Origin of the sequence: Embleya sp. NBC_00888 (genome assembly GCF_045207655.1) — a bacterium.
In the GTDB taxonomy this organism is placed as follows: domain Bacteria; phylum Actinomycetota; class Actinomycetes; order Streptomycetales; family Streptomycetaceae; genus Embleya.
In genome coordinates, this window is sequence record NZ_CP108785.1 from 2974756 (window position 1) to 2988447 (window position 13692).

Consider the following 13692-nt stretch of genomic DNA (forward strand, 5'->3'; position numbering starts at 1 on the left):
GCTCGAGCCCGAGTGCGGGCTCGGTCGAGCCCGGGTGCGCCGATTTCTGCTGTGCTCTCGATATCAGGTTGGGAAAGCGCTTTCCCGTAAGTTAGAGCGAGGAGACGATGGGGTCAAGGGAACCAAGGCATCACGCCGTCCGTGAGTCGCCTTCACGCCGGAGGAGGTTGGGTATGCGCGTTCCGCTCGCTACTGTGTGCCTATGCCGACTCCGACCCCCGACGCGCCCGCGGCCCGCCCGGCGGGCCCCGTCACCCTCCAGCAGGTGGCCGAGCGCGCCGGGGTGTCCTCGGCCACCGCCTCCCGTGCCCTGCACGGCAGCAACGGCACCCGGATCGTGGGCGAGGAACTGCGCCGACGAGTCCTCGACGCGGCTCGCGAACTGCGCTACGTCTCCAACGCCCCCGCCCAGGCCCTGGCCCGTTCGACGACCACCGTGGTCGGCGTGGTCGTGCACGACGTGGCCGACCCCTACTTCGCCGCCATCGCGGCCGGCGCGATGGGCGTCGCCCGCGAGCACGGTCTGCTCGTGATGCTGGCCGCCACGTTCCGCGACCCCGAACTCGAACTCGACTACCTGGCCCGACTGCGCGCCCAACGCGCCCGTGCGGTGGTGTTGGCCGGGAGTGGCTTCGCCGATCGCGACTTCACCCGGCGCCTGGCCACCGAGGTGGACGCCTACCGTGCCGACGGTGGCCACGTGGTCGCCGTCGGCGCGCACGGGATCGACTCGGACACGGTCCGCCCGGCCAACCGGGCCGGCGCCGCGCTCGCGGTGCGACACCTGTACGAGCTCGGCCATCGCCGGTTCGGCATCGTCTCGGGCCCGCGCGCGCTGACCAGCGTGCGCGACCGCCTGGACGGCGCCCGGCGGCAACTGCGCTCCCTGGGCGTGATGTTGCCCCCGGCGCACGTGGTCGACGGCGGCTTCACCCGGGAGGAGGCCCGCGCCGCCACCCGCGCGCTGATGGCCCGCGCGCCCGAACCGACCGCGATCGTCGTCCTCAACGACGTGATGGCAGCCGGCGTGCTCGGTGCGCTTCGCGACGACCTGGGCCTGCGCGTACCCGATCAGGTCTCGGTGGTCGGCTTCGACGACCTCCCCTTCGCCGCCGACCTCAACCCGCCACTGACCACGATCCGCCTGCCTCTCGCCGACATCGGCGCCCGCGCGATGGACATGATCCTCACCGGCCCGACCATCGAGGCCCGCACCATCGACCTCGACGCGGAACTCGTGATCCGCGCCAGCACGGCCACGTCACGGCGCTAGCGCCGTCACCGATGTCGCCGCGGCCGGCGGCCTCGTCCCTGCCGCGTCGGGCTCCCCCGCGCCCGTGCTGCCCGGGCGCCTCCTTCCCGGGCAGGTACATCCCGGACCGGCGCTGCCGAGTGCGGCTCGTGGGGGATCCGGGAGGGTTTTCGGTGTGCTCCCCGGTGGCTTCGGTCAAGGTCCGATCCCGTCGCCGCGTCGCGGATCCGGCGCGCTCGGGTCTGCGCGTGCCGTGTGCTCGGCGGGGGTCGGGCTCGGCTCGGCTGTCGGGTGCGCGCGGTTGTTCGGCGAGCGACGGATGGCGAACGTGAGGGCGGCCAGGACCTGGCAACCGGCCGCCGCGTGGAGGGGGAGCGCGAGCGTCGGGGTGGTGAGGGGCCCGGTGAGCGCCGCGCCGAGGGCGAAGGCGGTGATCTTCAGGCTCGCGCCGGTGGTGAAGATCCGGCCGCGCAGGTGGGCGGGGGCCTCGCGGTGGCGGATGGCGAACAGCGCGGTCAATTGCGGGCCTTCGCCGACACCGGCGAGCAGCATCGCGGCGATCAGCGCCACCGGCCGGCCGATCGTCGCGACGAGCAGCGCGCCGGCCAGGATCAGCGGACCGCACCACATCACGGTGTCCGGACGTATCGTGTGCGGGCGGCGGGCGAGGAGCGTGTTGGTCGCGAGCGCCGAGGCCGCCGCGACCGAGAGCAGGATCGTGCCGCGCGCCGGCGAGTCGAGCACCCGTTCGCCGAGCACGGGGCTGTACGCGATCAGGATGCCCTGGCCCACACAGGACCACATCGAGGCGGCGGTGGCCCGGGCCAGCGGCGGGGTGCGGGCGATGACGCGGAAGCCGGCCACGAGGTCGGTGCCGATCGACGTGGTCGGGCCCGCCCGTGCGGCGCGGCCCCGGGACGAGGGCAGGCCCCACGCCGCCGGCAGCGCGAGGCAGATCAGCGTGAGGGCCGCGATCACCCCCACGTCGGCGCCGGCCGCGCTCGCCACGACGCCGGCCAGGGCCGGTCCGGTCAGGCTCGCCAGGTTGAAGGTCATCGCGTCGAACGCGGTCGCCCGGGGCAGGTCGGCGGCCGGCACGACGCGGGGCAATTGCGAGGTCCAGCCGCCGGACAGGGCCGGGCCCAGGAGGCCCGCGCCCACCGCGATCAGCAGGGTGATCGCGAGCGGGACCAGGTCCAGCGTGGACAGGATCACCCCCAGCGCCACCGCGTAGCCGGCGAGCGCGGCGGTCAACAGGCGTCCCGGTCGGGCCGAGCGGTCGAGCAGGACGCCGAAGACCGGGCCGCCGAACGCCGCCGCGGCGGTGACGGCCGCGAGCAGCGCCGACCCGGTGGCCGCCGATCCGGTGGCCGCGAGCCCGGCCAGGAGCAGGGCCGGCCCCGACATCTCGTCGCCCGTGCGGGCGGCGGCCGCCCCGGCGAGGTAGGGCCATATTCCGTAATGCTTTGCCATGTCCGGCACGTTACGCAGGTAACTCAAACCTTCACCAGATGCGTTACAGTCGTCTCGTGCCGGCATCCAACGACGAGCGATCCACCACCCGCCACTCGGTCCAGGCCGTAACCCGCCGAACGGTCGCCCTGGTCAACGCCCTCACGGCCGCCGACGCGGCGCCGGACCCACCCCCGGCCCCGCCGTCCCCGGCGGAAATCGCGGAACTGCTGCGCACGTACGGGGAGTCCGACCCCGTCGACCTCACCGCGTCCGACGTCACCGACCTGCGCGCCGCCGCGCTGCTGCTGCGCGCGGTCTTCACCGCCGAGGACGTCGACGCCGCCGCGGCCGCGCTCAATCGCCTGCTCCGGCGCGGCCGAGGCACCCTCCGGCTCACCTCGCACGCCGGCCGCAGCCCGTGGCACCCGCACCTGGACGGCGACGACGACGCGCCCTGGGGCGAATGGTTCCTCGCCTCGGCCTGTCTGGCGCTGACCCTGCTGGTCTGGGACCGACAGCGCCCACCCGGCGGTGTCTGCGCGTCGAGCACCTGCGAGAACGTCTTCACCAACGAGGGCAGCGGCCCGCCCCGCCGCTACTGCTCCCGCCGCTGCGCGACCCGCGAACGGGTCGCGGCGCACCGACGTGCCCGGGCCTAGGCACTGTCCGGCGGATCCCGGTGGGTCCGTGCCGTCTGATACCGCGCCTCGCCGCACCGGAGAAACTGCCGAATGGAACCACCGTGCGGCTGCTTCGCCGGCACGCCGACGCACGGCATCCGCCCTTCGGGCTCCTCGCTGCGCTCACGACGCGGCCCGATCCACCAGGATCCGCCGGACAGGGCCCGGCCCGCCGAGCCCACACATCGATCGCCGGGAGGGCCGCATCGTGCGCACCGGCACGAAGGTCCCCGACTTTGTGACAATCGAGGGGTGACACCAATACACCCGCTCGGAGAATTCCTGCAGGCCCGCCGCGCGCGCCTTCAGCCCGGCGACGTCGGGCTGCCCGCGGGCACCGGTCTGCGTCGCACCCAGGGCCTGCGCCGGGAGGAATTGGCCGCACTGGCGGGATTGAGCATCCAGTACTACACGCGCCTCGAGCAGGGCCGCGAGAACAATCCCGGCGGCACGGTCCTGGACGGACTCGCCGCCGCGTTGCGCTTGAACGAAGAGGAGCACGCGCATCTGTACGCGCTGGCCAACCACGCGGCCGAGCGCATGTCGGCCGGGGGCTCGCCGGCGGATCGTGAGGTACGACCGGGCATCCTCGCCCTGCTGGAGCGCGTCCGGCCCTGGCCCGCCTACCTGCTCACCCGCACCAGTGACATCCTGGCCGCCAACCCCGAGGCGTTCGTGCTCTTCCCCGGGTTGGCCGAGTGGGCGCCCGAGCGGCGCAACACCGTCCGCTATCTGTTTCTGCACCCGGCGGCGCGGGTGCTGTTCAGCGACTGGGAACGGGTCGCGGCCGGCACCACCGCCCAACTGCGCTCGCTCCTGGCCGCCGACCCGACGGATCGCGAACTGGCCGCGCTCGTCGACGAACTCGGTTCTACCAGCCCGGAGTTCGCGTCCCGGTGGGAACGCTACGACGTCCGTCGGCGGCGCAGCGACCGGCAGACCTTCCGGCATCCACGACTCGGCGAGATCACCCTCGCGTTCGAGGTGCTGCGGATGGAGGGCGGCCGGCGCGTCACCATGTACCAACCCGCGGAACCGGACGAGGCGGGCCGGCGAACCCTGTGCGCGTTGTCCCGCCTCGCGGCGACGAACGACCCGCCGGGATCGCCCGGGTAGCCGCCGACGCGCGAGTGCCGGCCGGGTCGGGGGCTTTCCCGAACCCGGTTGGTTCAGTGTGGTGTTCGGGCCTCGCCGAAGGTGCGCCGGTAGGCACCGGGTGTGGTGCCGACGCGGGCGCGGAAGTGGCGGCGCAAGTTGACGGCAGTGGTGAGGCCCACGCGGCCGGCGATGGTCTCCACGGGCAGGTCGGTCTGTTCGAGCAGGATCCGGGCCGCGTCGACGCGTCGGCCGAGCAGCCATTGTCCGGGGCTGACGCCGAGCTGTTCGGCGAACCGGCGGGCCAGGGTCCGGCCGGACAGGCCGGCCTGCTCGGCGAGTCGGTCCAGGGTCAGCGGGGTCTCCAGGCGATCCGCCGCCCAGTCGAGCAGTGGCGCCAACGATTCGCCGTTCCGGGTCGGGGCCGGGTGGGTCGCGTACTGGAGTTGGCTGCCCTCGCGGTGCGGCGGCAGCACCATGCTGCGGGCGATCTGTGCGGCGTACCCGGCACCGTGGTCGGTCCGGACCAGGTGCAGGCACAGGTCGATGCCCGCGCCCGTGCCGGCGCTGGTGGCCACGTCGCCGTGGTCCACGTAGAGCACGTCCGGGTCCACGACGACCTCGGGGAAGTCGGCGGCGAATTGTGCGGCCCGGCGCCAGTGGGTGGTGGCGCGGCGGCCGTCGAGCAGTCCGGCTCGGGCCAGGACGAAGGCGCCGGTACAGATCGCGACCACCCGCGCGCCTCGGCGGTGTGCGGCCCGCAGGGCGGCCAGAACCTCGACCGACACCTCGCCGCCCGGTGGCTGCCAGCCCGGCACGACCACGGTGTCCGCCTCGGTCAGCGCGTCCAGCCCGGCCTCCACGAGCAGCGGGTAGCCGATGGTCGTCGGCAGGGGGCCGGGAAACCGCGTACAGATCCGGAAGTCGTAATGCGTCGGCAGATCCGGGCGCACGGTGCCGAAGACCTCGGCGGCGCAGGCCAACTCGAACGGTGACTGCGGCGGGTTCAGCACGGCCACGACCCGATGACGACGCATGGCAGGAATATACCCATGGAAGTCATTCCCGACACTGTCCGGGCGAGTGGCCCCGGACCAGAGTGGACGCATGAGGGAGACCGAGACCCCGAACCACACCGAGACCCCGAACCACACCGAGAACCCGTCCGGGACCGGGCGCCGCGCCGAGGCCGCGACCCGGACCGAGCATCCCGCCGAGACCGAGACCGAGACCGAGCACCCGACCGCCCCGAAATCCGCCGTGCACGTGGACGACGTCATCCCGATCGACGTGGCCCCCGGGATCGTCCGACGCCGCCTGGCGGGCACCGAGTACGCCCGCGGCTGGCTGATCGACTTCGCCCCGGGGACGGAGTGGCCCGAGGTGGACGTGCACACCACCGAGGAGCGCTACTACGTCCTCAGCGGCGAGGTGATCGAGGGCTCCGAGCGCCATCCCGCCGGCACCTATGTGGTCTTCGCGCCGGGCAGCCGCCACCGTCCCCGCAGCGAAACGGGCGCCCGCATGCTGGGCATCTCGATGACCCCCGGATCGACGGCCTGAGGACCGGGCCCGGTCGACCGGCCTACCCGGGGGAGCCGAATCGGGCCACCCAGTCGGCGGCGCCCGGGAGCGCCTCGTCCAAGGAGGCGGCCTCCGGGTACCAGGCCTTCTCCCACTCCAGGGAGACCCAGCCGTGCCAATCGTGTTCGCGCAGCGTGGTTCCGATGGTGGTGAGGGGCACCGTGCCGGTGCCCAGGGGGACCGGTGCCGTGTCGGTGGCGGATGCGGCGTCCTTGATCTGGACGTAGCGCAGCAGGCCGGTCAGGGCGTCGGCCGTGTCGGCGGGGTCCTCGCCGTGTCGCCAGGGGTGCAGCGCGTCCCAGATCACCCCGACCGCGCCGGCGAACGGTCGCACCAGGTCCGCCACCGCCGCACCGGTGGGGTGCGAGTCGTGGGTTTCCACGAGCAGGGTCACGCCGCGCGCGGTCGCCTCCGGGAGCAGGACCGCCAGGCGGCGTTCGGCGCGCGCGGCGTCGCCCTCGCCGGTGCCGCCCGGGAAGATCCGGATGGCCGGCGCGGCCAGGTCGTGGGCCAGGTCGAGGAGCCGGTGGATCGTGGAGAGCACGATCGGGTCGGGCGTGGGGGCGCAGATACCGGCGTAGCCGGCCAGGCAGGGCACCTCGAGGTCGGCGTCGGCGATGCGGTCGCGGATCGCCCGACGTTCGCCGGCGGGGAGGTCCAGATTGACGAACTCGTCCTGGTGTACCCGTAGTTCCAGACCCGCGCAGCCGTGTCGGATGGCCCGGACGACGTGCTCGTGGACCGGCCGGCCGGGGGCGCCCAGGGTGCTGAACGCCCACTTGCGACGACGCTCGGGTGTGCTCACGTGTCCTCGACTCTCTCGCCCGGCGCGCTTCCCGGCCGGCCCGGTCCCGCCGGTTCCGTCGGTTCAGCCGGTCCCGGCCGTCCTGCCGGGAGCGTCCGGTGGGTCGGGCACGCCGAGTATGGAAAGCGCTTTCCGTTTCGGAGGTTAGATCGCCGTAGGTCGCCGGTCAAGATCGGTCGCGGTGCGTGTCCCGCCATCGGAGACGACCCGGGGCGACCGGGCTCGGGGCGATCCGGCGCGGCGCGCCCTCGCTCAGCCGAGCGTGTGGTGCAGGACATAGGTGTGGCCGCCGTCCGTCCGGACGATGTCGAGCGTGCCGCCGATCCCGACGAGCTCGTCCGTACCGGTACCCGCGACCACCCGGATGGCCAACTCCTCGCCGTTGCTGCCCGGTGCGCTGTGTTGGAGGACGAAGGAGCCCTTGCGCCCGGCCAGTTCGCCGGTGAAGCGCTCCACGGCGACGTACGCGGCGGGGGTGCCGTCGAGGTCGGTCACCGAGAACATGTGTACCGTGCTGGTGCCGACCAGGTCGCCGGTGAAGGTCTTGGTGATCCGAACCCGGCCGAGCTCGGCGCCCGGTGCCTCGTCGACCGCCTCCGGCTCGAACGAGGTGAGTTCGAATGTCCCGTGAGCCGTCGTAGTCATCGCGCCACCTTCGTCATCTCGATCGGCGTGTCGCGACGCAGCCTTACACACCGCACCGACAACGGGACGACACCTACGCGGCGTGTCCACGAACCCGGGGCGGTACGCACCGCGCCGCCACCCCACCCGCTGCGCTGTTTCGCGCGGGAGGTCCGCCCGCGGCGCATGAAAAAAGGCGAGGGAACACGCTCTCCTCGCCATGTACAACATATAGCGCACCGGGGGCCTTGCGGCAAGGCCCCGGTCGTACCGCAGAATCATCGACCTGAGCCGGAACTTGGGCCGTCATCTGCGGAAATGGGAGATTCACGAAGTGCGTGTGTTGTTGTCGACGGATGGGTCGCGGGGGGACGTCGAAGCGGCGGTGGGACTCGCGACGCGGTTGCGGGACCTGGTCGCCGAGGGAGCCGGGGCGGCGGTTGAGGCCGACCCGGAGGTGGCCCGGTTGAAGTCGTCCGCGGATTGGGTGAAGGCGATCGAGGCGGCCGTCCGGTTCTACGAGGAACGCCCGACCAAGGGCATGACGATCACGACCCACTGGTCCGACGTCCGGCTGACCGCCGCCGACTGGGCCGAGGCGTTCGAGGCGGCGGAACCCGGTATGCCGCACAACGAGGCGCGCGAGCGGATCTGGCAGGAGTTGCTCACGATCCTGGTGGACAAGCACGACGACGAGGACGAGGACGTCTCGGTCGACCTGCTGCGCAGGTCTTTGCAACAGAACCGGGAACTGCTCACGGCCTTCAACGGCGCGTGGCCGCTGCTCGAGGCGTCCGACCTGGTCGGGGACCTGTGGTCGGTACCGGCCTACCTGCGGATGTGCGCGCCCTGGCTGAGTCCCGAGGAGGTGCGCGGGTTGCGGCGTGCGGACGCCCAGGCCTGGACGGTGTCCGACCTGCCCCTCCTGGACGCGGCACGGCAGCGGCTCGGCGACCCGGAGGCGGCCCGGCGCAAGCGTCGGCAGGACGCCGCCGTCGCCGCGGAGCGCAAGCGCATGGACGACGTCGTCGACGCCCTGCTCGAAGCCGACGACGACGGTGAGGGTGTGGTGACGATGCTGCGCGGAGAGGATCTCCAGCACTCCCTGATCGACGAGAGCGTACGGTCCGGCGTCGAGCCGGATCTGCTCGCCGGGCCGTTCGCGCACATCGTCGTGGACGAGGCGCAGGAACTGACCGACGCGGAGTGGCAGATGTTGCTGATGCGCTGCCCGTCCCGGAGCTTCACCATCGTCGGCGACCGCGCCCAGGCCAGGCACGGGTTCACCGAGTCGTGGCAGGAACGGCTGGAGCGGGTCGGGCTCGACCGGATCAACCTGGCCTCGCTGAGCGTCAACTACCGGACGCCGGAGGAGATCATGACGGAGGCCGAGCCGGTCATCCGGGCCGTGCTCCCGGACGCCAACGTGCCGACCTCCATCCGCAGCGCCGGCGTCCCCGTACGGCACGGATCCACCGCGGAGCTGACCTCGATCCTCGACACGTGGCTCGCCGAGCACGCCGAGGGCATCGCCTGCGTCATCGGCGATCCCACCTTCCGGCCGACGTCCCGGGTGCGGTCGTCGACCCCGGAGTTGTCGAAGGGACTCGAGTTCGACCTGGTCGTCCTGATCGACCCGGAGACGTTCGGCGAGGGGGTCGAAGGAGCGGTCGACCGCTATGTCGCGATGACCAGGGCGACCCGGCAACTCGTCATCCTGACCGGCTCGTGACGCCACGACCGTCGACCGGCGGGACGCCGTGCACGCACGGCGTCCCGCCGGGTCGGCCCGGTCGGCCGTGGAGCTTGCATCCGCGTGGCCTCGGCGCGCCTGGCCACGGTCAGCGGCGGCGACCCACCACGGCGGCCATCGCCGCGCACAGGACGCCCGGCAGGAGCAGCGCGTAGGCCAGGTCGGCCGCGGCGGCCGTGGTGTCGACGCTGACGAAGGCGCCCATCGAGGCGACGCCGATGGTCGCGCCGATCTGGCGGACCGCGTTGAGCAGGCCGCCCGCCGCGCCCGCCGTGCCCTCGGGTGCCGTGCTGATCACGGTGGTCACCAGGGCGGGAAGCGCGAAGGAGACACCGAAGCCGGTGCACACCAGGCCGACCGCCAGGACCGGATAGGCCGAGCCGGTGTGCACCGCCACGGTGAACACGACGCTGCCTGCGGTCAGCAGGCCCAGACCGGCGAGCATCGGTACCCGCGGCCCCGACCGGGCCACGATCCGGCCGGTGAGCAGGGGGTTGACCGCGAACGGCAGGGTCATCGGCAGGAACGCCACGCCGGTCCGCAGCGGTGACATGTGCAGGTTCTGCCGGAACAGCAACGGCAGGACGAACAGCAACCCGGTCATCGCGAAGTTGACCGCCGCGCCCGCGAGCAGCGCCGACACCGTGCCGCGCGAACGCAGGATCGCCCGGGCCAGGACCGGATGGGCGCTGCGCCGCTCCGACCGGACGAACAACAGCCCGGCCAGGACCGCCCCCGCGCCCGACCAGGCCGCGTGCGTCGCGCTGCCGGAGCCGATCGCGATCAGCGCGTCGGTGGCCAGACCCAGGGCCGCACAGGCCGCGAGCTGGGAGATCCAGTCGATTGCTCGTACGCCACGCGGGCACCGCACCCCGGCCCCGGCGGTCAGCGCCAGGGTGAGCGCGGCCAGGGGCACGTTGATCAGGAAGATGGCGCGCCAACCGAAGCCGTCGACGAGCAGACCGCCGGCGATCGGCCCGACGGCGAGCGCCGCTCCGCTGAGCGCGGCCCAGACCGCGACCGCCTTGGCCCGCTCGGTGGGCACCGGGTACAGCAGGGTGACCATCGCCATCGACGCCGGAACGCACGCGGCGGCGGCCACGCCGAGCAGCCCGCGCAGCGCCACCAGAGTCCACAGGTCCGGTGCGCACGCGCTGAGCAGCGAGCCGAGACCGAACCCGACGATGCCGACCCGGAACGCCCGGTGTGCCCCGAACCGGTCGGCCACCGCGCCCGCCGTCAACAACAGCGCGCCGAACACGACGGTGTATCCGGACACCACCCACTGCAGTCCGGCCACCGAACCGCCCAACGACCGGGCCAGATCCGGCTCGGCCACGGACAGCACGGTCAGGTCGAGCAGCACCATGAAATAGCCGAGCGAGATGCCGAGCAGGGCGACGGTACGCGCGCGCGACGTCGGCGCGGGTGGGGTGGACGGGGGTGAATCGACAACAGCCATCGGGAGTTCTCCAGGAACGGGACGGTGAGCGGGACCGGCGGACGGAACGGTGAGCGGGGCCGGTGAGCGCATCGGCAGGCGAGACCGGCGACCGACGCGGACGGGCGGGGGACGGATGAGCGCGGCCGGCGCGCCGGCGGTCGGCGGCCGTGAAGGCGGCACCGATACGCGACGCCGCCGGCGGCGGATCGACGGGAACCACTCTGCGACCGAAGCCGATTCGGCTCGACCGGCTGAGCCGAACGCCCCGTTCGGAATATCCGAACACTCCGGCGAGGTTGCCGAGCCATGGAACTACGCCGGCTCCGCACGTTCGAGACGATCACCCGGACCGGGACGGTCACCGCCGCGGCCAACGAGCTCGGCATCGCGCCCTCGTCGGTGTCCGAGCAGATCCGGGTCCTGGAGAAGTCGGTGGGCGTCACGCTGTTCGACCGAGGCCCCAGGGGCATGACGCTCACCCCGGCCGGCGAACGTATGCGGGACTGGGCGCGTCGCCTGCTCGACCAGGCGGAACAGGCCCGCCGCGAGGTCGCCGAAGCGGCCCCGCCGTTGCGGCTGGGCGCGCTGGAGAGCATCGCCGCGACGCATGTGCCCTCGGTACTGGCCCGGCTCGCCGCCCGCCAGCCCGACCTGCGGGTCCAGGTCGCCTCGGACGGCAACCGCGACGATCTGCTGGCCGCCGTCGTCGCCGGGCGACTGGACGCGGCGTTGCTCCTGGACACCGGTACCCGGCTCGGTGAACTGGGCTTCGAACCGCCGTCGACCGCACTCGCGTTCGTCGACCTGGAGCCGATCGGCCTGACCCTGGTCGCCGCGCCCGATCACCCCCTCGGGGACCGGGTCCGGATCACCGGCGAGGACCTGCGCGGACATCGACTCCTGGTCAACGTGGCGGCCTGCTCGTTCCGGCTGGCCGGCGATCGACTCCTGGGCACCGAGGTGGAGCAGGTCCGGGTCGGCAGTGTCGCGGTCATCCGGGCGTGGGCCGAACAGGGCCTGGGCGTCGCCTTGTTGCCGACATTCGCGGTCGCCGACCAACTCGCGTCCGGCAAACTGATCCGACTCGCCCTGGACGCGCCCGACCTGACGCTGCGTCTGGTCTGGCGCCCCGACCGCGAATCCGTGCCCGGCCTGCGCGAAGTCCTGTACGCGGCAGTCTCCCCGGCGCCGATGACCGGAACCCGTGCGCCGACGGCCGAAACCCCTGCGCCGGCCGGCGTCGCCGCGCCCACCGCGCCGGCCGCCGTACCCACACCCGCACCCGCCCTCGCGCCGCCCGCTCGGCGCTGACTCGTTCCGTCGCACCCGTCGCACCCGTCGCACCCGTCGCACCCGTCGCACCCGTCGCGCCCGCCGCACCCTCGGACCGCGCCCGCCGGCGTCCACGCGCGCCCACCGCCGCCCAGGCGTTTACGCCCGACACCGATAGGTGACTCTCCGTTACGCGCGGAACTCGACCCGCGATCGGGTCGACGAGTGCCGTGGGTGGCCTCGGGCTGACGGACGGGAGCGGACGGTGCGGGGAAGTACGGGGTTTCGGTCGGCGAGCGACGGGTCGGCGCCATGGACCCGGTGACCGCGTCGATGATGGAGATCCACGATCGGCTGAGTTCGCTGACCGACGGTGAGGTCGCCGACTACATCCCGCAGTTGGCCTCGGCCGACCCCGGGACGTTCGGGTTGGCCCTGGTCAGCATGTCCGGCAACTGCTACCTCGCCGGCGACACCGACGAGCCGTTCAGCATCCAGTCGGTGTCCAAGCCGTTCGTCTACGCGCTCGCGCTGTCCGAGTTGGGCCCGGCCGAGGTGGCCCGTCGGGTCGGCGCCGAACCCAGCGGTGAGGCGTTCAACGCGATCAGCCTCGAACCCGGCACCGGCCGACCGGCCAACCCGATGGTGAACGCCGGCGCGATCGTGACCACCTCCCTGGTCCCGGCGGCCGACCCGGAGGACCGCTTCGAGCGGATCCGGGCGTGCCTGTCCGCGTTCGCGGGCCGGCCCCTGGACGTCGACGAGGACGTCTACCGCTCCGAGGTGGACACCGGTGACCGCAACCGGGCCCTGGCCTACCTGATGCGCGGCGCGGGATCGTTGTCCGGCGACGTGGACGAGACCGTGCGCACGTATTTCCGCCAGTGCTCGATCCGGGTCCGGGTGGCGGATCTCGCGGTGATGGCCGCGACGCTGGCCGACGGCGGGGTCAACCCGGTCACCGGCGACCGGGTCATCGCCGAGTCGGTGGCGGTTCGCGCGCTCGCGGTGATGGCCACCTGCGGGATGTACGACACCGCGGGCGAATGGCTGCTGCGGGTGGGGCTGCCCGCCAAGAGCGGGGTGTCCGGCGGTCTGATCGCGTGCAGTCCCGCCCGCTTCGGGATCGCCGTGCACAGCCCGCCGCTGGATCGCGCGGGCAACCCGGTACGCGGTGTGCTCGCGCTCACCGAGCTCTCCGAACGCTTCGCGTTGCACCTGATGCACCAACCGGGTCGGCACGCCGCCACCGTCACCGACGTCACCACCGCCCTCGACCACCCCTCCCATCGGGCCCGCACCCCGGCGCAGCGCGCCACCCTGGACCGCGAGGGGCATCGCATCGTGGTCATTCGGGCGCAGGGGATCCTGGAGTTCACCGAGACGGAGCACCTGCTGCACGCGCTGCGCGAGTACACGCCGCCCGCCCCGGGCTGGATCGTGCTGGACCTGGACCGGGTCACCCGGATGGCCGTCGGCTCGGCGGCCATGCTCGACGCCACCCTGGCCGACCTCGCCTCCGCCGGCCACGAGATCGCCATCGCCGCCCGCGAGCCGCTGTTGGACCCGATCGGCGACGGTGGTGACCCGGTGCCGTGGACCCCGTTCCGCAGCCGTGCGGAGGCGGTGGCCTGGTCCGAGGACCGGCTGCTGGCGTCGGCGGCACCGGCCGGATCCTCCGGGTGAGGAGGGCCCACCGGGCCGTCGACGAAACCGGCCCCGGCCCGC

The 13692-nt window shown here is 73.1% G+C and carries 11 protein-coding genes and 1 pseudogene; 7 read left to right on the plus strand and 5 right to left on the minus strand.

Annotation, left to right across the window (positions count from 1 at the left end):
- Positions 1 to 202 precede the first annotated feature (202 nt).
- The gene (locus tag OG948_RS47455; RefSeq protein WP_331771239.1) at positions 203 to 1273 is read left to right on the plus strand and encodes a LacI family DNA-binding transcriptional regulator; all 1071 of its coding nucleotides are present in this window, start codon (positions 203 to 205) and stop codon (positions 1271 to 1273) included.
- A gap of 174 nt (positions 1274 to 1447) precedes the next feature.
- Here OG948_RS47455 and OG948_RS47460 read toward each other — a convergent pair whose 3' ends face one another.
- Positions 1448 to 2725 carry an MFS transporter gene (locus OG948_RS47460; protein ID WP_331771240.1) on the minus strand — a complete coding sequence of 426 codons (1278 nt, stop codon included), beginning with the start codon at positions 2723 to 2725 and terminating at the stop codon, positions 1448 to 1450.
- A gap of 38 nt (positions 2726 to 2763) precedes the next feature.
- On the opposite strand from OG948_RS47460, the gene OG948_RS47465 reads away from it, so the two are divergent.
- On the plus strand, positions 2764 to 3366 hold the full coding sequence (locus OG948_RS47465; RefSeq protein WP_331771241.1) for a CGNR zinc finger domain-containing protein: 603 nt from the start codon (positions 2764 to 2766) through the stop codon (positions 3364 to 3366).
- 273 nt (positions 3367 to 3639) lie between these two features.
- A complete protein-coding gene (locus tag OG948_RS47470) occupies positions 3640 to 4503 on the plus strand; it encodes a helix-turn-helix domain-containing protein (RefSeq protein WP_331771242.1) in 864 nt (287 codons plus the stop codon).
- Between the two features lie 53 nt (positions 4504 to 4556).
- On the opposite strand, the gene OG948_RS47475 is transcribed toward OG948_RS47470, so the two are convergent.
- Entirely contained in the window at positions 4557 to 5519 is a 963-nt protein-coding gene (locus OG948_RS47475; RefSeq protein WP_331771243.1) for a helix-turn-helix domain-containing protein, read from the minus strand.
- 223 nt (positions 5520 to 5742) lie between these two features.
- Here OG948_RS47475 and OG948_RS47480 point away from each other — a divergent pair, with 223 nt between their 5' ends.
- The gene (locus tag OG948_RS47480) at positions 5743 to 6045 is read left to right on the plus strand and encodes a cupin domain-containing protein (protein ID WP_331773535.1); all 303 of its coding nucleotides are present in this window, start codon (positions 5743 to 5745) and stop codon (positions 6043 to 6045) included.
- A gap of 22 nt (positions 6046 to 6067) precedes the next feature.
- On the opposite strand, the gene OG948_RS47485 is transcribed toward OG948_RS47480, so the two are convergent.
- The gene (locus OG948_RS47485; protein ID WP_331771244.1) at positions 6068 to 6871 is read right to left on the minus strand and encodes a sugar phosphate isomerase/epimerase family protein; all 804 of its coding nucleotides are present in this window, start codon (positions 6869 to 6871) and stop codon (positions 6068 to 6070) included.
- A gap of 252 nt (positions 6872 to 7123) precedes the next feature.
- Positions 7124 to 7516: a DUF3224 domain-containing protein gene (locus OG948_RS47490; protein WP_331771245.1), complete on the minus strand. Its 393-nt coding sequence runs from the start codon at positions 7514 to 7516 to the stop codon at positions 7124 to 7126.
- 382 nt (positions 7517 to 7898) lie between these two features.
- Between OG948_RS47490 and helR the strand changes: the two are divergent.
- A pseudogene (helR, locus tag OG948_RS47495) lies at positions 7899 to 9227 on the plus strand (RNA polymerase recycling motor ATPase HelR); the annotation flags it as partial.
- Positions 9228 to 9336: 109 nt separating this feature from the next.
- Here the strand turns inward: helR and OG948_RS47500 are convergent.
- The gene (locus OG948_RS47500; RefSeq protein WP_331771246.1) at positions 9337 to 10710 is read right to left on the minus strand and encodes an MFS transporter; all 1374 of its coding nucleotides are present in this window, start codon (positions 10708 to 10710) and stop codon (positions 9337 to 9339) included.
- 288 nt (positions 10711 to 10998) lie between these two features.
- On the opposite strand from OG948_RS47500, the gene OG948_RS47505 reads away from it, so the two are divergent.
- Together OG948_RS47505 and glsA are read left to right on the plus strand one after the other, a co-directional pair.
- Entirely contained in the window at positions 10999 to 12003 is a 1005-nt protein-coding gene (locus OG948_RS47505) for a LysR family transcriptional regulator (protein ID WP_331771247.1), read from the plus strand.
- 273 nt (positions 12004 to 12276) lie between these two features.
- Positions 12277 to 13650 (plus strand): glutaminase A, encoded by a 1374-nt coding sequence (gene glsA, locus OG948_RS47510; protein WP_331771248.1) that lies wholly within the window; start codon positions 12277 to 12279, stop codon positions 13648 to 13650.
- Positions 13651 to 13692: the final 42 nt, after the last annotated feature.